General features: G+C 31.1%; 17 protein-coding genes. 14 read left to right on the plus strand and 3 right to left on the minus strand.

From position 1 onward, the window contains the following. Positions 1–58 precede the first annotated feature (58 nt). Positions 59–2008: an IucA/IucC family protein gene (locus tag HMPREF2737_RS00415; protein ID WP_037549694.1), complete on the minus strand. Its 1950-nt coding sequence runs from the start codon at positions 2006–2008 to the stop codon at positions 59–61. 114 nt (positions 2009–2122) lie between these two features. Here HMPREF2737_RS00415 and HMPREF2737_RS00420 point away from each other — a divergent pair, with 114 nt between their 5' ends. From HMPREF2737_RS00420 to HMPREF2737_RS00450, 7 genes are all read left to right on the plus strand, one after another. Beyond that, positions 2123–3292, plus strand: coding sequence for an MFS transporter (locus HMPREF2737_RS00420; protein ID WP_037549691.1), 1170 nt, complete (start codon positions 2123–2125; stop codon positions 3290–3292). A 3-nt stretch (positions 3293–3295) separates the two neighbouring features. Then, positions 3296–5056 carry an IucA/IucC family protein gene (locus HMPREF2737_RS00425; RefSeq protein WP_037549688.1) on the plus strand — a complete coding sequence of 587 codons (1761 nt, stop codon included), beginning with the start codon at positions 3296–3298 and terminating at the stop codon, positions 5054–5056. Further along, on the plus strand, positions 5057–6124 hold the full coding sequence (locus HMPREF2737_RS00430) for an alanine/ornithine racemase family PLP-dependent enzyme (protein WP_037549685.1): 1068 nt from the start codon (positions 5057–5059) through the stop codon (positions 6122–6124). A gap of 237 nt (positions 6125–6361) precedes the next feature. Beyond that, positions 6362–7360, plus strand: coding sequence for an ABC transporter substrate-binding protein (locus HMPREF2737_RS00435; RefSeq protein WP_037549683.1), 999 nt, complete (start codon positions 6362–6364; stop codon positions 7358–7360). Between the two features lie 11 nt (positions 7361–7371). After that, positions 7372–8403, plus strand: a complete 1032-nt coding sequence (locus HMPREF2737_RS00440) for a FecCD family ABC transporter permease (RefSeq protein ID WP_037549680.1) — start codon at positions 7372–7374, stop codon at positions 8401–8403. Continuing rightward, the gene (locus HMPREF2737_RS00445; protein WP_037549677.1) at positions 8400–9365 is read left to right on the plus strand and encodes a FecCD family ABC transporter permease; all 966 of its coding nucleotides are present in this window, start codon (positions 8400–8402) and stop codon (positions 9363–9365) included. Before HMPREF2737_RS00440 ends, HMPREF2737_RS00445 begins: the two co-directional genes overlap by 4 nt. A 269-nt stretch (positions 9366–9634) precedes the next feature. Then, entirely contained in the window at positions 9635–10951 is a 1317-nt protein-coding gene (locus HMPREF2737_RS00450) for a YjiH family protein (RefSeq protein WP_276311693.1), read from the plus strand. Positions 10952–11026: 75 nt separating this feature from the next. On the opposite strand, the gene HMPREF2737_RS00455 is transcribed toward HMPREF2737_RS00450, so the two are convergent. Together HMPREF2737_RS00455 and HMPREF2737_RS00460 are read right to left on the minus strand one after the other, a co-directional pair. Further along, positions 11027–11341, minus strand: coding sequence for a heme oxygenase (locus HMPREF2737_RS00455; protein ID WP_037549671.1), 315 nt, complete (start codon positions 11339–11341; stop codon positions 11027–11029). A 154-nt stretch (positions 11342–11495) separates the two neighbouring features. Further along, on the minus strand, positions 11496–11756 hold the full coding sequence (locus HMPREF2737_RS00460; protein ID WP_037549668.1) for a SunI/YnzG family protein: 261 nt from the start codon (positions 11754–11756) through the stop codon (positions 11496–11498). Between the two features lie 176 nt (positions 11757–11932). On the opposite strand from HMPREF2737_RS00460, the gene HMPREF2737_RS00465 reads away from it, so the two are divergent. The 7 genes from HMPREF2737_RS00465 (at position 11933) to HMPREF2737_RS00495 (ending at position 19192) form a co-directional block, all read left to right on the plus strand. Continuing rightward, on the plus strand, positions 11933–12451 hold the full coding sequence (locus tag HMPREF2737_RS00465) for a metal-dependent hydrolase (RefSeq protein WP_037549665.1): 519 nt from the start codon (positions 11933–11935) through the stop codon (positions 12449–12451). A 55-nt stretch (positions 12452–12506) separates the two neighbouring features. Next, positions 12507–13694, plus strand: a complete 1188-nt coding sequence (locus HMPREF2737_RS00470) for a UTP--glucose-1-phosphate uridylyltransferase (protein ID WP_037549662.1) — start codon at positions 12507–12509, stop codon at positions 13692–13694. Between the two features lie 16 nt (positions 13695–13710). Continuing rightward, a complete protein-coding gene (locus tag HMPREF2737_RS00475; protein ID WP_037549659.1) occupies positions 13711–14394 on the plus strand; it encodes a PAQR family membrane homeostasis protein TrhA in 684 nt (227 codons plus the stop codon). A 138-nt stretch (positions 14395–14532) separates the two neighbouring features. Continuing rightward, positions 14533–15861, plus strand: a complete 1329-nt coding sequence (sdrM, locus tag HMPREF2737_RS00480) for a multidrug efflux MFS transporter SdrM (protein ID WP_037549655.1) — start codon at positions 14533–14535, stop codon at positions 15859–15861. Between the two features lie 124 nt (positions 15862–15985). After that, complete coding sequence (locus HMPREF2737_RS00485; protein WP_037549653.1) at positions 15986–16453, plus strand: SepA family multidrug efflux transporter; 468 nt, start codon at positions 15986–15988, stop codon at positions 16451–16453. A gap of 75 nt (positions 16454–16528) precedes the next feature. Further along, the gene (locus HMPREF2737_RS00490) at positions 16529–17935 is read left to right on the plus strand and encodes an MDR family MFS transporter (protein WP_052071611.1); all 1407 of its coding nucleotides are present in this window, start codon (positions 16529–16531) and stop codon (positions 17933–17935) included. 189 nt (positions 17936–18124) lie between these two features. Beyond that, positions 18125–19192, plus strand: coding sequence for a P-loop NTPase (locus HMPREF2737_RS00495; protein ID WP_037549650.1), 1068 nt, complete (start codon positions 18125–18127; stop codon positions 19190–19192). The last annotated feature ends 381 nt before the right edge of the window (positions 19193–19573 follow it).

Below are 19573 nucleotides of genomic sequence, written 5' to 3' on the forward strand. Positions count from 1 at the left end.
GTTTATATAGCCTAAAGGGTTTTTTATTTTAGAATTAAGCTTTGATTTCTAATATCGTTTAACCATGTAGTGGATTACTTACTTTAATATAAGTATAGTGATGTGCTTCATCTTCTAAACGCATCGTTGTCACGCATTTATAATCAATGTCTCTATCAAATATAATTTGTTTAATTTCTGAAATGTGGCTTGTATTAATATTCGTTAAGCTATTTAAAATGTTATGAATAATTTCGCTTACGCTATCCCACAGTTTAGATTCAAATTCTTCATCCTCAATGAATTTTGAAACAGTTAATATAAGTTCACCTATGTGATTTTGAACTGTCGAGTAAAAGACTTTATTAAATACTGTTGTTTTAGAATCGGTCAAGATTCTAGATTTTTCGTGAAAATGATTTGTCGTATATCCAGATTCATTTAAAAATTGTTCATCAATACGTAAGCCTTCAAAATCACGAATATAAATAGTATTTAATCGTCCATCAGCGTTAAACGTTGCAATTGAATTTTGTAAATGGGCTTCAAGTGCAATGCCATATTTAGCATATAAAGGAATCACTATGCCTAACAATTGAGAAATGTAATCTGACAACCATTCTTGAGCTGCGATATCAAGATTTGATTTGTCGTAATGATGTTTATAACGTTGAATTAAACTAATAATTGGTGGTTCTTCATTATATTTATAATTAACCACTAAACTTGAAGGAATCATAGGAATACTATCTTTTTCAGTTAGATTGTACACATTGTCCCTAAAGAGCGTTCCTAATTGCTCACTTCGATCTGTTTGAATAGTTTCTTCGTCATTTATATTATAAAAGTGAATACCAGCAAATTCATTTAAAATACCAACTCTATAATGAGTGAAATCTTTATCTTGCTTTAAAATGTCATTTAAGATTTGAGTTACTAAAGGACCATTGTGAGTTGTTTGTTCAGATAAAGTTCTAATTTCACCAGTAATATGTACATTGGTAGATAACTTAATATGTGGCAACGTGCTTGGGAATTTTGGCATTAAAGTTCTAAAAGATAAACCAGCGTAATAAGGTATTTCTATCTTTAGTGGAATCATTAAATTATTATTTATTTCCTCTTCGTATTGACTTAATAATACATTATCTAACTGCCAAGGATGAACAATCATTAAATGATATTCACTCAAATTACTCAAGTTATCACACTCAGTTTTAATTTGGCTATATAGTTCTGGAAATTGCGCTTCTAATTCAGCATTATAAGTAAACGATAAAGATTGTATTCTAGCGACACTTTGGTGAATAAGTACACACTTTAAATGAATTTCTTTATTGTATTCTGAACTATATTTAATATTCTCATTAGCATTAAGGCCTTTACGCAATTTAGCTCCAGGATGAAGCGGATGTCCCTCTATAACTGCCTGCTCTGAACGCAAATAACTATCTTGCTCATTAAGAATTATTTCCAATAAAGGTTCATTTGAATGTTGCATCTCATATGCTTGATATGCAAGTGCTAACGCCATATTTGCAACACTGTTTTCCATATCCGCTTTGAATTGAGAACTTGCCTCATTATCAAGCTCTGGATTTTCCTTTAAGATATCAGCTAATACTTCATTAGGATGAAGTATACGAACACATTGTCTACCATCACTATCACAATAATAAAATGGACCTTCAACATCTACACGGCCAAATGCATGAGTTCCGGAAACTTTTGCGAATAAATATTTATCGCTTTCGGGAAAATGCACGCGCATAATTTGGTGTTCTCCATTTATTGGAAAGTTTTTAATATCACATGACGAGACAAAGGTACTATTTGATTTAGCGTTGACTAAATTTTCTCTGTAAAGGGATGTAATTAAGCGTTGAGAAATTTTATCTCGTGCAACGAGCAATTCATTTTTAATGTAGTTTACTAAATGAGGCATTTCTTGCTTTAAAAACGATAAAGCTCCTAATTCTTCATCAGTTAAATGTAAATCTATATTGTCTATTGAAATTAAATTATCCATATTGCACCTCAAATTCATTTTACAAAAATCTAAATCATTTGTATAATCCATAATATCGATAATGATATTCATTATCAATTATAAAGTTTATTATAAATAAGTAGGTGGAATACTGTGGCGAAATTTTTCTTCTCTAGTTCCTTTTTATTATTTCTAGGGAATTGGATAGGACAAATTGGCTTGAATTGGTATGTACTTACTAGTTATCATAACGCAGTCTATTTGGGATTGGTTAATTGTTGCCGACTCGTACCAATTTTGTTACTAAGTGTCTGGGCTGGCGCTATAGCTGATAAATTTGATAGAGGAAAATTATTGAAATTTACCATTTCATCTTCATTTTTAGTGACAAGCACACTATGTGTTTGTACCTTTTTGTTAGAACAAGTGCCGATTATTATCATCCTTATTTATGCCACACTTCGAGGTATGATCAATGCGACGGAAACACCAATAAGACAAGCTGTATTGCCCGATTTATCTGTACATTTAAATACAAGCCAAGCCGTTTCATATCATTCTTTTATCATAAACATATGTCGCTCAATAGGTCCGGCAATCGCAGGATTGATACTCTCAATATACCATGCACCGTTTACTTTTCTAGTGCAATCAATGTGTTACTTCATTGCTGTTCTATTGTGTTTACCATTAACTTTCAAGACAGTTGGTGAGACAAATAAAGCTAACAAAGGGTTTTCATTTACGGTTGTGTGGGAATACTTTAAGAATAATATGCAGGCCTCAAAAATATTTATTACGTCATTGATTATCATGGCTACTGGTTTTTCGTATACTGCACTAGTACCAGTATTAGTACATAATCTCTTTCCTGGTCGCTCGGAAATCTTTGGTGTGTCAATGACCTTTTGTGCTGTAGGTGGTATGATTGCAACACTTATACTACCCATAATTTTGAAAAAGTTCACCACTGTGCAAATGTATTATTTAAGTTCTTGTCTATTTGGATTAGCGCTTGTAGGTGTCATTATGCATAACATTATATTTATGTTTATCTGCATGTCACTTGTAGGTTTATTTGGTCAATTAGCTAGAACATCAAATCGTATATATTTTCAAGAGGATATAGCATCAGAGCATCGAGGAAAAATATTAAGTATCGTCATGATGGATAGAGGGATGATTCCTTTAGGTAGTTTAATATTAACAACATTATCAGAAATAATGGGACCTATTAATACATTTATCACAATGGGAATATTTACTTTTGTAATTGCATTTATTGCATATATAATTCAAAGACCAATTAAATTGGAGGAGTAAAGTATGATTCTAAACGCATGGCAAAATGCGGATACTAATATACAATATCGTATTTTAAATGCTTTAATAAAAGAAGGCATTTGGAAAGAACAAACTATTATTACAACTAAAGATGATCAATTAGATATACAATATCATGGATGTATACTTTCTACTCACTTTAATCATAACAGTGTAATGTCAAGGTATGAATTTGTAGGACCAATTGCATATCAATGTGGTGCTAATATAATGGAAGTACCAACAGTAGAAGCTTTATTAGAAATATTAAGTAATCATTTTGACATTAATATACATCAGCAATTAATAGATGAAATAATACATAGTAGAGATAGTTTTGTTGAAATTTATAAACAATTTTATCAACGTCAACATAATGTGCAATCTAGTATGCAATTTTCTGGTATGCCAACAACTTTAAATTTTTTTGCATGGTTACAACATTTGAGTGACGCGAATGAAATCAATGATTTGCTATACTCAGAAAGCTTAGTATTAGAAGGTCATCCTACACATCCACTTACTAAAACGAAACTACCATTAACTATGGATGAAGTTAAAATGTATTCACCTGAGTTTGAAAAAGTAATACCGCTAAAAATTATGTTAATCCATAAAGACTGTGCACAAGCTACGTGTATAGATAATGATGAAGATTTCATATTGAAGAAAGTAATACCTGAATATCAAATAAGAATTAGAAAATATGCACAGTCTATTCATATTTCGTTAGAAGACTATTTTGTGATATTAGTACATCCATGGCAATACAACCATACTATCTACGATAAGTTTGCGAATTGGATTGCTAATAAGTTTTTATTAACAACACCATTTGATGTCGATTCGAAAGCAACACTATCATTTAGGACGATGGCACTCATCAATAAGCCATATCATATAAAATTACCTGTCAATGTACAAGCAACGAGTGCTGTCAGAACAGTTTCAAGTGTTACAACGGTAGACGGACCTAAATTAAGTAGCGCTTTACAAAATGTATTAAATCAATATCCACAACTAAATGTTGCAATAGAACCTTATGGTTTATGTGCGAAAACAAATGACGAGGATGCTAGACAGTTAGCATGCATTGTCAGAGAAACACCTTATATTGCAAACAATGGGGTGACTATTGTTACTGGTGCATTGGTTAATCCTAATCCAATTGATCGACATATTACAGTTGATAGTTATATCGAATGGATTAATGGTGAGTTAAATAATAGAGGTATATTAACCTTTATTCAAAATTATAGTCGACAACTTATTACGCCTTTAATCAATTTAATTCAAGAGTATGGCATAGCTTTAGAAGCGCATATGCAAAACACTATAGTTAATTTAGGACCTAATTATCAAATGAATTTTATTGTGCGTGATTTAGGTGGGTCTCGAATTGATTTAAATACACTTACTCATAAACTGAAAAATATCAACGTGTCCAATCAAAGTTTATTGGCAGATTCAATTGAAGAAGTTATTGCGAAATTTCAGCATGCTGTTATTCAGAATCAGTTAGCTGAATTAATTCATCACTTTTCAAAAACGGAATTTGTAACTGAAGAAGAATTGTTCACTCTAGTTCAAAATGAAGTTAAATTAGCAATAAGTGATAATAAACCACATGCTCAAGCTTTAAAAGATGTGCTCTTTGGTTCAAAGATTACTGTTAAGGCATTATTACGCATGCGTATGAGCAATAGAGTGAAAAAATATTTAAATATCGAACTTGATAATCCAATTAGAGATGAGGTGAGATAATTGGCTCAAATCAATATAAACTTATCTAAAATTGAATATAATGCAGATGCACTAAGAGCGTTATTAGAAAATAATGATATACATTTAACCCCAGTAATTAAATGTGTAGCTGGTGATAATCGAATTATCGAAACATTAATTCAATCAGGGTTCACCCATTTTGCAGAATCAAGACTTGAAAATATAAATGAAGATTTCAAGGGGCAATGCGATTATCTTTTACTAAGACCAACATCTAAAAAACATTATACTCAACTGATTAAATCAGTGAAAATGAGTATACAAACTGAAATTGAGTCAATTAGAGAGATAAATGACATTGCTAAACAGTTAAATCAAAAACATCAAATTATGTTAATGATAGATTGGAAGGATAGACGTGAAGGGGTTATAACTTATGATGTACTAAATTATATTGAAGAAATCATCAAAATGACTCATATTCAATTAATAGGTATTGCATTTAACTTTATGTGTTTCAAGTCTTCGGCTCCAACTGAAGAAGATATATTAAAGATAAATCAATTCGTTGATGCTATTGAATATAATTTAGGGTTTAGATTAAAAGTTGTATCAGGTGGAAACTCAAGTATGATACCACAATTAATGTACAATGATTTGGGTAAGATTAATGAGTTACGAATAGGTGAGGCATTATTTAGAGGAATAGATACTACAACAAATCAATCTATACCAATGCTATTTCAAAATGCAATTACAGTAGAAGCGGAAATTTTAGAGGTTAAACCACGTCTATCTGATAATAACCAATGCTACTTACAAGCGATTGTAGATATTGGCTATGTTGACACAGACGTAAATAAAATTAAACCTATTAAGAATGATGTTAGCATTGTTGGTGCATCAAGTGATCATCTAATGATTAATTTAAACAATCAAGATTACTATAAAGTTGGTGATATTATAGAATTTGCTATGGAGTATGAGGCGCTTTCTCAAGTAATGTATCATAACCACATGACAAAACACTATTTTAAGGATAAATATATTCACTCTTTGAATAGTAAAATGGTCAATTCTCCATTATTGATTAATAAAAAATGTTAATCAATTCTTTGTAGTTATTAATAATCATATAAACTTTAATAAATATTAGCCTTTAATTTTGAATTTATTCTGATTAATGGCTTTTTATTTTATCATTTCTAGGTAAAATCCATTAATAATTAAAATTCTAATCTATTTTTATAAAAAAATTAAAAAATACACTAAATCGTATTGACATTGATAATCGTTATCAATAAACTATGTATTGTAAACCTATACATATTAAGGAGTGAAATCATGAAAGGCTTTAAGTTTGCAGGTATAGTCGCATTATTATTTACATTAGTTTTAGTTACTGCTTGTGGTAATGTTAGCAATAATGGTTCAGGTGATTCAGGTAATAAATCGTCATCGAAAGATTCTATTAAAATTAAACACGAATTAGGCACAACTAAAGTTCCTAAAGATGCTAAACGTGTCGTAGCGTTGGAATTTTCATTTGTAGATGCTTTAGCGGCACTAAATGTTAAACCTGTTGGGGTTGCTGATGACAACAAACCAGATCGTATTATTAAACCATTAAAAGAAAAAATTGGAGATTATAAATCTGTTGGTGCTCGTAAACAACCCAACTTAGAAGAAATCAGTAAATTAAAACCAGATTTAATTATTGCAGATAGTAACAGACACAAAGGTATTTATAAAGAATTAAGTAAAATTGCTCCAACAATTGAATTAAAAAGTTTTGATGGAGATTATAATGATAATATAGAAGCTTTTAAAACAATTGCCAAAGCTTTAAATAAAGAAGATGAAGGTAAGAAACGTTTAGAAGAGCATAAAGAAAAACTTGCAAAATATAAAGATGAAATTCAATTTGATAAAAATGAAAAAGTATTACCAGCTGTAGCGTCTAAATCTGGATTATTAGCTCATCCAAGTGAATCTTATGTAGGTCAATTCTTAAGTCAACTTGGCTTTAAAGAAGCATTAAATAAAGACGTCACTAAAGGGTTAAGCAAATATTTACAAGGACCTTATTTACAACTTAATGCAGAAACGTTAAAAGACGTTAATCCTGAACGTATGTTTATAATGACTGATGGAGCAAGTCCTAAAGAACCATCATATCAAGAAATGAAAAAAGATCCGGTTTGGGACACATTAGATGCGGTTAAACATAATCGTGTAAGTATCGTTAGTCGTGATACTTGGGCAAGAGCTCGAGGGTTAGTATCTTCTGAAGAAATGGCTAAAGAACTTGTAGAAATTTCAAAAAAAGATAAAGAAAAGTAAGGTGGCAAAAAATGACTATTAGATCTACTGATAGTCAATCTGCTTTAGACAAAGCAAATAAGAGACGCACTGCACTCACATTTATTGTGAGTGGGTGCTTTCTTTTTATTTTTGCTTATTTTAATTTAGCGATTGGCTCGTCTGAAATTCATGCTAAACATATTTTTGAATACTTTTTTACATCTATAAATAATAAACAAACATTTCTAATTCATAATGTAAGAATGCCAAGAATGATTGGTGGGTTATTAATTGGCGGTGCGTTAGCCTTAGCTGGCCTCTTAATGCAAGCGATTACTAGGAATCCATTAGCGTCTCCACAAATATTTGGTGTTAATTCCGGTGCATCATTTGTAATAGTATTAGTGACGATATTAATACCTTCACTAGGTAACCATGCAACATATTTAGCCTTCTTAGGGGCATTTATTGGCGGTCTAACTGTATATATACTATCTGGTTCAACGAAAAAAATAACGCCAATTAAATTAGCTCTTGCTGGAATGGCAATTCATTTATTTTTCAGTAGTTTAACGCAAGGTATCATAATACTAAATGAAGATTCTAATACTACTGTTATGTTTTGGTTGGTAGGATCTCTTAATGGATTGAAATGGACTGCAGTATTGTCGATTATGCCTTGGTTAATATTATCACTTATTTTAACTATGTTATTGGGACGTCAATTAACCATTATGGAATTAGGGGACGACATAGCGAAAGGATTGGGACAAAAGACACAATTGATTAGAATTGTAATAGGTATACTTGTAATTGTATTAGCAGGTGCATCTGTTTCAATAGCTGGACCGATTGGATTCATTGGTTTAATCGTCCCTCATATAGTTAAACGTTATATAAGTAAAGATTACTTCTTAATGGTGCCTTTAACTTTTTTGATAGGTGCCGATTTATTATTACTATCAGATATGTTAAGTAGACTTATTACATTTCCTTACGAATCTCCAGTTGGTATTGTCACTTCATTTGTTGGGGCAATTTACTTCCTATTAATAACTTTAAAAGGGGTGAAACGAATATGACAAAACGACAATTATCTATTCGTTACACTGTTGTAATCATCTGCTTAATTGTAAGCATATTTGTAAGTTTATGTGTTGGTTCAACAATGTACAGTCCTTTGAAAGCAATTCATGGAATTCTAAAATTTGATGATTTTATATTAAACGAGTACCGAATTCCAAGAACGTTACTAGGTTTAGTTGTAGGAAGTAGTTTGGCCATTTCTGGAGCGGTGATTCAAGGGGTAGTTAGAAACCCACTAGCATCTCCTGATGTTATAGGTATAACTAAAGGCGCAAGTTTGGCAGCTATTATAGTAATTATGCTATTTCCTTCAGCACCGCTATTAGTACTACCTATTGGTTCGTTCATAGGTGCATTATTTATTAGTTTGATTTTGTCATTTTTAATTGCTAAATATAATATTAAAGGCTCAACTTTAGCTTTAATTGGGTTAGCTATCGGTGCTATATGTACCGCTGTAGTTCAATTTTTACTTATTAGAAACCCTATGGATGCAAATAATGCGTTAGTTTGGTTGACAGGGAGTTTATATGGTCATACTATTGAAAATTTCTATTCAATCATACCCTGGTTTGTTATAACTTTACCACTCGTATTATGTTTAAGTTATCAATTAGATATTTTAAATTTAGGAGAAAATATTGCTACGGCGCTTGGTGCAAGAGTACAAAGACTCAAAATGATCTTACTTATTTTGTCGGTTATGCTGGCTGGTGCCTCAATTTCAGTAGTAGGCGGTATAAGTTTTCTAGGCCTAATTGCACCACATATCGCTAGATCTATTGTAGGTCAGCGTTACTTCCATGTTGTAATTATGTCTGGTTGTATAGGTTCAATTTTAATCTTGTTCAGTGATGGGTTAGCGAGAGGAATTCATCCACCATTAGATATACCTGTGGGTGTAATAATTGCTATCATTGGGGTGCCATATTTCTTATTTTTATTAAGACGAATTTAATGAAATTTAAGAGCTAATTATTCTCATATTTATGATGAAAATTAGCTCTTTTTATATTGCATATCAATTAAAAATGATATATAGTATTTAACATACTATTTATAAAAATGCATATATTCTTATATTTATATAAAAGTTCGCTGTTTTACTTAATATATTTACATAATCAATGAATATAAAAGCATCAATAATGAGAAAGAAAGAGGTTGTTAGTGGTGGAAGGTTACTCAAAGCAACAGATTGCCAAAGGTAGAGCGAAATTCATAACTATGTCTATTATTGGAATTATACTTTTCTTAATTCCAGTACCAGTTATACAAGATGGTGAGAAACAAACTACATTACCTGTAGCCTTTTTAGCAAATTGGCTAAAAGGTCTACTTGGTGATGCAATGCCAATTATTATAATTTTAATTATTACATTGTCTGCAATATTAACAGTACTATATTCGACAATTTTTAAAAATAAAGTTAAACCAGGCGGATTATTAGATAGTGCATTTAAAGTTGGTCCAGTCTGGATGACATTAAGATTATTAGCCGTCGTCTTTGTATGGATGACCTATTTTAAACTTGGTTCAAAGGTTATTTATTCAGAGGATACTGGTGGTTTAGTGTTTTATGATCTTTTACCTACATTGGTTGCAGTATTTTTATTTGCTGCACTATTCTTACCTTTTTTAATGGAATATGGTTTATTAGAATTTTTAGGCCCCTTATTTAGACAAATTATGAGACCATTATTCACATTACCAGGGCGATCTACAGTAGATAATTTAGCTTCGTTTATTGGTGATGGAACTGTAGGTGTCCTAATAACAAGTCGTCAGTATGAAAGAGGCATATACTCTAGACGGGAATCCATAGTGATTTCTACTACGTTTAGTGTCGTTTCAATTACTTTTGCTATCGTTATTGCAGAAACTGTGGGATTACAACATAAATTTTTTGCATTTTATTTAACTGTAATTATTTCATGTTTTGTTGCTGCAATGATCATGCCACGTATTTGGCCATTAAACAAAATACCTGATGAATTTACTAAAGAAGTTTCTGAGAATACTAGATTAGAAAAACTACCTGAAGGTAAAACGGCACTGGGACATGGTTTTGAAGAGGCAACTATTGTTGGATTGAAAGCACCAGGGTTTAAAGAGTTTTGGAAATCCGGTTTAAAAACTGTAATAGATATGTGGTTTGTTATCCTTCCAGTCGTTATGAGCATCGGAACGCTTGCGACTATGATAGCTAATTATACGCCAGTATTTGCAATTATTGGTCAACCTTTTATTCCAATTCTTGAATTATTGCAAATACCAGAAGCGGCTAAAGCCTCTGAAACATTATTGATTGGTTTTGCAGATATGTTCTTACCTTCTATATTAATTGCTAATGCGCACAGTGAGATTACAAGATTTGTAATTGGTGCCTTAAGTATTTCTCAATTAATATATTTATCAGAAGTTGGTGGTGTAATATTAGGTTCTAAAATACCAGTAAGTTTAGGTAAATTATTTATGATTTTCCTAATTAGAACTGCAATCACTTTACCAATTATAGCGTTAATGGCTCATTTATTATTATAAAATAGTAAAGGCAATGAAGTTAGAGGTTAGAAATGTTGAAATAAACAATTCCTATCTATACTTCATTGCCATTTTTTAATTTAATATAGATAACACCGTAGCTTTAACAATTTCACTGCTAATCACCGGTGAAGATTCAGACGATGTTTTGTCTCTGTTTTGATGTGCTTCTTTAAATGCATCGCTTTTAGTCCAAGCTTCAAAGTCTTTTTCAGTCTCCCACCATGTATTTACATACATGTCTTCACTTTCATGATCTCGTACTACTTTCCAAACTTCAATTTTATGAAAACCTTGCAATGTTTCAATTTTTCCACCTTTAGTGAATCTTGGCGCCATTTTTTCTGCAAATCCTTTTTTTACGGTAATTCTATTTGTAACAACAAACATAATTTTAACCTCCCTATCTAAGTGTAGTTTAATTAATATTGAGAAAAATACAAAGTAATACAGTATTTATTATTTTAGATTAAAAAACTGTCAACTACATAGCGGAAGTTGACAGTTTTTTTATAACTTTGCGAATGAAAAATGTATATTGTTATTATTTAGTTAATTCGTTATAAACCTTTTGGTCGTTGTGCGTATAAATAATGTATTCATGATCATCTGTATCAATAAGCACTCTATTAGTTTTACCAAAGGTAGAACCGATACGTGAAATATTTTTAGAATCTAAATCTGGAACGGCATGAATTTCTTGGTCTTGTGAAATATTTTTAATTTCACTAGTAGGGATTTTGATATCAGCTACTCTCCATTGAATTCTAACTTCATTATTATCTTTCTTAACAGTCATTGCCATTAAAGAACACATCCTTTATGTTATTTATGTCTATATCATATATCATTGTGTAATCGTTTTCAAGTATTAATGATATACTTTTTAAATTTTGTGATACACTATTTAGCTAACACCGAAAATATGTTCGTATTTTAGAGTGATTTATGTTAAAATGTTCTCTATAAAGGAGAAGGTTTATGACAGGCAAAACTCACGTATCTGCTGGGTTACTAGTAGGTGCATTAACAACCGAACACTTTCAAACAGATTTGTTCTCAACTGTTACAGTAATATGTTTATCTATAGTTTCAAGTTTATTACCAGACATTTGTCACACTGGTAGTAAAATTGGTAGAAAATTAAAATTGCTTAGTTTAATTATTAGGCTGTTATTCGGTCATAGGACATTCACTCACTCTTTGTTATTTATAGGTATCATTATATTTCTCCTTAATTTGATTCAAACTCCTACTTACTATTTGGTTTCTATTATCGGTGGTATGGCCTCTCATGTTATACTAGATATGTTAACGCCAAGGGGAGTAAAGTTACTTTATCCTATTCCTCTTACTATTAAGTTCCCGTTTACCTTTAAAACTGGTGGCTTAGTCGATGTATCACTGGCTACTGCATTAAGTATTGGTGCATTATACATATTATTTCAAACCTCTATTAGTCATTTATTAAAATATATAAGTCAGTCCATTTTAGGGTAACTATCAAATAATGAGAGTATGAATACATATTGAATTAATTACAAGGAGAGTTAAAATGTTAGATCAAAATCAATTAAAGAAATATAATCAAGAACATTTGAGTGAATATGAAAAGTTAATGAGCAGTAATGAAAAAGAAAAATTAGAATCGAGAGTGAATGAATTAAATTTAGAAAGTATTCAACAATTATTTCAAGATTTATATGTTAACCGTCAATCAATTTCTGATGTGTCATCTGTTTCAGAAGTAAAATATCTACGCAAGACTGAATTGACTAATCAAGAAAGTGCTAAATATGAACAAAAAGGCATAGAAGCAATACGAAACGGTGAATTTGCAGTTTTATTAATGGCTGGTGGTCAAGGGACGCGTTTAGGTTATAAAGGGCCAAAAGGTTCATTTGAAATAAAAGGAGTTAGTTTGTTTGAATTACAAGCACGACAATTACTTAAACTTAAAAAGGAAACTGGTCATTTAATCAATTGGTATATCATGACTAGTGATATCAATCATGAAGAAACGTTATCGTACTTTGAACAACATGATTATTTTGGTTATAAACCTGATAATGTACATTTCTTTAAACAAGAAAACATGGTCGCATTAAGTGAAACTGGGCAATTGGTACTTAATGAACAGGGATATATAATGGAGACGCCAAACGGAAATGGTGGTGTATTTAAATCATTAGAAAAAAATGGTTACTTAGATAAAATGGCATCTGATGGTGTGAAATTTATTTTCTTAAATAACATTGATAACGTATTAGTTAAAGTATTAGATCCATTATTTGCTGGGTTTACAGTGGTAAATGATTGTGATGTAACTTCTAAATCAATTCAACCTAAAGATGGTGAAAGTGTCGGACGATTAGTAAACCAAAATAGTAAGGACACGGTTCTTGAGTATTCTGAATTGGATGAAGCGGTCGCTAATACGTTTGATAATGCAAACATTGGAATTCATGCCTTTAAAGTTGCATTTATTAAACAAGCAGTAAATAATGATTTACCATATCACTTAGCAGTGAAAAAATTAAAGCAATTAGATGAAGATTTTGGAGTTGTTGAAAAACCAACATTAAAATTTGAATTGTTTTACTTTGATATTTTTAGATATGCAACAAGTTTTGTAACGTTGCAAGTTAATAGAGAAGATGAATTTTCGCCACTTAAAAATAAAGAAGGTAAAGATAGTGTTGAAACTGCTACGTCAGATTTAGAACGTTTGAATTTAATTTAAAAGGTGGTGGGGCCAGATGTCTAACTCAACTAAGAATGCAAAAGGTACTGTTGTCGAATCATTTAAAGACATCATTCCTCTATCTTTCGGTGAAGAAATTGGTAACTCAGTTTCACATGGTGTAGCTGCGTTACTTACACTTCTTTTACTACCATATGCTGCAGTTCATAGTTATATAGCACATGGAACGTTAAGCTCAGTTAGTATTTCTATATTTGTAATTAGTATTTTTATGATGTTTATCTCTTCAACTATTTATCATGCAATGAAAAATAATACTGCTCACAAATATATTTTAAGAATTATTGATCATAGTATGATTTATGTTGCTATTTCAGGAACTTATACGCCAGTTTTATTAACTGTAGTAGGAGGATGGATTGGTTGGTTTGTATTCATATTACTTTGGGGTACTACAATTTGGGGAATTTTGTATAAGTCCATTTCTGTTAATGTGAATCCTAAATTAAGTTTGATTGTCTATTTAGTAATGGGATGGGTTGGTATTATTTTTCTACCTATTATCATTATGCGTACATCTTGGTTATTTATCTTATTCATTGTACTAGGAGGCTTATCTTACACTATTGGTGCTTGGTTTTATGCCCAAAAAAACCGTCCATACTTCCATATGATTTGGCATATTTTTATCGTAATCGCTTCAATGTTTCATTTAATAGCAATACTTTATTTTATATAGAGAATTCAAAATAAGGTTGATGATTTTATCGGTCATCAGTCTTATTTTTTATTTAAAGTAATCATTCTATTGCATATAAAATAAAATGTTGATTATCCTATTAAAGAATCTGAAATTTATTTAGGAGGAATAATGTTCATGAACTTTAAATCATTAGGTATCGTCGTAACTTTAGTTTTAACTATGTTTATGGCTGCAATAGAAAGCTCAATTATCTCATTAGCGATGCCCACTATAAGAACTGATTTAAACGCTGGTGCATCTATATCATTAGTATTTACTGTTTATTTCATAGCGCTTGTAGTTGCGAATCCTATTGTTGGTGAATTATTAACAAGATTTAAAATATTATATATTGCAATGGTAGGCGTGTTTTTATTTGGTATTGGTAGTTTAATGTCAGGAATGAGTAGCACATTTATAATGCTTATTATCTCTAGAATCGTTCAAGGATTGGGAGCAGGAGTTATGATGTCGCTGACTCAAATTGTTCCAAAATTAGCATTTGAAATACCATTTAGATACAAAATTATGGGAATAGTAGGAAGTGTCTGGGGAATTTCAAGTATTATTGGACCGTTATTAGGTGGGGCAATTTTAGAGTTTGCAACATGGCATTGGTTATTTTTTATAAACATTCCAATAGCAGTTATTGCAATTATACTTGCATTTATTACTTTTCATTTTCCAGATGAATCAGAAGTTAAATCCTCAAGCTTCGATGTTAAGGGACTTTCTTTCTTTTACATATTTATAGGATTATTTATGTTTGGTTTATTGTATAAGTCATCAGTAGTATTAAATATTATTTCATTGATGTTAGCTTTCATTTTTATCCTTATTTTATTTAAATTTGAGAGTAAAATAAAAAATCCATTTATCCCAATTTCAGAGTTTAATCGTTCAGTTTCACTAGTGTTTGTAACAGATTTATTAATAGCTATGTCTTTAATGGGATACAATTTATACATTCCAATCTACTTACAAGATCACTTACATCTTTCACCACTTCAAAGTGGTTTGGTTATATTCCCACTGTCAGTAGCTTGGTTAGTTTTAAATTTTAACTTAGCAAAGGTAGAAGAGAACTTAACTCGAAAAGCATTATATATTAGTGCTTTTACATTATTATTGATTAGCAGTATCATACTCATGTTTGGTCTCAAAGTACCATTATTAATAGCAGCAACAGTAATTCTTGCTGGCTTAAGTTTTGGATTTGTTTATACAAAGGACAGTGTCATCGTTCAAGAAGAAACAGATCCTAGACATATGAAGAAAATGATGTCTTTCTATGCTTTAACTAAAAATTTAGGTTCATCAATAGGTTCAACTGTAATGGGATATTTCTATGCTATGTCAGTTGGAATCATGGATGGGCATTTTTACAATATATTATTTGCAGTTTCATTAGTCGCTATTCTTCTCATTATTATGTGGTCAACGCTTAATAGATCCGATGTATAGAGTGTTTAATCATTCAAATGAAATATAATTGAAGAATAATAAAGTTTTAGACTAACGTACTTTAAATTTTATATCGTGATTTATTAATGATAAAATGACCGTGTATAAAAAGGAGGACAGAAAGGTGAAATTTTTAAAAAACAATTATAAAAATATTTTATCAACTTTACTTGTCCTCACTATCTTTATCATTTCAGGTGCTATTTTTTTAATGTTTTTAGGATTTGGTTTATTTGGATTAAGTCGAATTCTAATTTTTTTTAAGCTAGGTTATTTTACCTACAATAAAAATTTAGTAGATAATTTAGTTTATTATGGTAGCTATATTGTTTTTGGTTACTTCATTTTATTTGCCATTGAACATTTAATGGATTATTTTAGAAAACAATTGCCCAATAATCCATATTTTAATGGCAGTTTGTACCACTTGATTTCATACGTTGTTACTACGATACTCTTCTATTTTATTATTCACATACATTACGTTTATATCGAGATTGATTTTTGGGTTATTTCAGTCATCATAGGATTGTTATATATATTTAAAATTATATTTTATCCAGATAGTGAGAACCTTAATAATAAGAAATAGGAAGCATTTAGTTTGCTTGGCATACTAAAGTTTGGTTGAATATAAAAATATGTATGAAATAAAAGGAGTTTTTATATGGCGAATATAGAAGTATCCACAAAAAAACGGAACCTCATCGTAGCGGTAATGCTATTAAGTGCATTTATCGCTATTTTAAATCAAACTTTACTAAATACGGCTTTGCCACACATTATGAGCGAATTAAATACATCTGAAAATACTGCTCAATGGTTAGTAACGGGCTTTATGCTTGTTAATGGAACTATGATTCCTTTAACTGCCTATCTGATGGATCGAATAAAAACAAAACCATTATATTTAGTTTCAATGGGAATTTTCTTAGTTGGTTCAATTGTAGCTGCCATTGCACCTAGTTTTGGTGTCCTAATGTTTGCCAGAGTGATACAAGCAATCGGTGCCGGAATTATTATGCCACTCATGCAGTTCACATTGTTTACATTATTTTCAAAAGAGAAACGTGGATTTGCAATGGGATTGGCTGGTTTGGTCATACAATTTGCTCCAGCAATAGGTCCTACGTTTTCTGGGTTAATTATTGATAATACAAGTTGGAGAGTGCCTTTTATTATAGTTGTAGGCATTACGCTTGTAGGATATATATTTGGTGCTATCACGCTATCTAGTTATAACGAAACTAAAAAGACAGCGTTAGATAAAAGATCAGTTGTTTATTCAACATTAGGATTCGGATTAATGCTTTATGCGTTCAGTAGCGCAGGTAATTTGGGGTTCACTAATCCAATTGTTATAATCTCTGCCTTTATTGGTCTTCTAATAGTTATCACATTTATTAGAAGACAGTTAAGTATCACTAATCCCTTGTTAAACCTCAGAGTTTTTAAAAGCAAAATATTCACTTTCAGTACTATAACCTCAATGATTGTAATGATGTCAATGGTAGGTCCAGCCCTCTTAATTCCTTTGTTTGTTCAAAATGGACTTGGGTTGAGCGCATTTATGTCTGGATTGGTCATTATGCCCGGAGCAATTTTAAACGGTATAATGTCTGTTTATACAGGTAAAATATATGATAAGTATGGGCCTAGACTTTTAATTTTAATTGGTTTCATTATTCTTATCGCAACAACGGCATCTTTAAGTTTCTTGAAATATGATTCATCATACACTATGTTAGTTGTTGTTTATGCTATAAGAATGTTTGCAGTTTCATTATTAATGATGCCTATCAATACTGCAGGCATCAATGCACTTAGAAATGAAGATATATCACATGGTACTGCCATCATGAACTTCGGTCGTGTTATGGCCGGCTCTCTAGGAACAGCTTTAATGGTCACTTTCATGAGTATTGGTGCAAAAATACTAAGCACTGGTTCTTCAGCAAGTTCGAACCATGAAATATTACAAAGACAGAGTGTTGCAGCTGGTGTAGATTTATCGTTTGCAATAGTAACTGGTCTTGTAATTATTGGTTTTATTTTCTCTTTATTCATCAAATAGGAAAGACACTATAATAAAAATTCAAAAAATACACGGGATATGTAATTCTCATATTGATAGAAGTTAGCCAACAAATAGTGAGCTAACTTCTTTTTTTATACATTTAAAAAATATATACTAATTTAGAAAGTCAATACATATTAATATTTGATATTATAGAGGTATAAAGAATAATAAGGGGGATTTTCATTGTTAACGGTAGATCAAGTGAAAGAAATAGTTGGAGCATTAAAAGATCCAATTATAGATGTACCACTTAAAGAGACAGACGGTATTGTAGAAGTAACTATTAAAGATGAAATAGAGCATGTTAGTGTCAAAGTGGCAATGGCACAATTAGGCGGACAACCGCAATTAGATTTACAAATGGCAATAGTTAAAGCGCTTAAAGATAATGGTGCTAATACTGTTGGCATAAGATTTGAAGAATTACCTTCCGAAACGGTTGAGCAATATACTGGTAAGAAAGAAGAACAACCTAAGACCATTGAAGGGCTTTTATCTAAAGACAATCCTGTAGAATTTATAGCGATCGCTTCAGGAAAAGGCGGTGTAGGTAAATCTACAGTAGCAGTAAATTTAGCAGTAGCCTTAGCCCGCGAAGGTAAACGTGTTGGTTTAGTTGATGCGGATATTTATGGTTTTAGTGTTCCAGATATGATGGGTATTGATGAGAAACCAGGAGTTCAAGGAAAAGAGATTATTCCAGTAGAACGTCATGGAGTGAAAGTTATATCAATGGCCTTTTTTGTAGAAGAGAATGCACCAGTAATATGGCGTGGACCTATGTTAGGGAAAATGTTAACCAATTTCTTTGTAGAAGTGAAATGGGGAGAACTTGATTACTTACTATTAGACTTACCTCCAGGAACAGGGGATGTAGCTTTAGATGTACATTCAATGCTGCCAAGTAGTAAAGAGATAATTGTAACGACACCGCATCCTACTGCAGCATTTGTTGCGGCTAGAGCAGGGGCAATGGCAAAACATACCGAGCACTCTATTCTCGGTGTTATCGAAAATATGAGTTATTTTGAAAGTAAAGAAACAGGTAATAAAGAATATGTCTTTGGTAAAGGCGGAGGACGTAAACTAGCAGATGAATTAAATACTCAGTTATTAGGAGAACTACCATTAGAACAACCTACTTGGAATCCTAAAGATTTCTCACCCTCTATTTATCAAGCAGATGATCGTTTAGGAAAAATCTACACATCTATCGCCCAAAAAGTGATAGCATCTACAATTAAAAAATAAAGAAAGATTTAGTGTAAAATCGACGCATGGAATTTTAAATTCCATGCTTTTTTTCTATTGCAAAATATCTTGAATCTGATACAATGTTTTCTTGTGGGTAACACATCCAACCGAACCATATTTTATTTAAAATTTAGTTCAAAAAAGTGTTGACGTAATACTTTTATCTTGATATTATATAAAAGTCGTCAAAAACGGATGTTAATTCTTTATAAAGTTTGTTTCGATGGTGTAAAAGTTACCATTGCAAAACAAATTGAGATGACTTAAAATATTAAAAGTAATCAACAAAAGTTATTGACTTTGTTAAATGAAAGTTATATGATTAAGAAGTTGGTTTTTTTAAAAAATGAACATTGAAAACTGAATGACAATATGTCA

Origin of the sequence: Staphylococcus sp. HMSC069D12, assembly GCF_001810405.1 — a bacterium.
Taxonomy (GTDB): domain Bacteria; phylum Bacillota; class Bacilli; order Staphylococcales; family Staphylococcaceae; genus Staphylococcus; species Staphylococcus haemolyticus.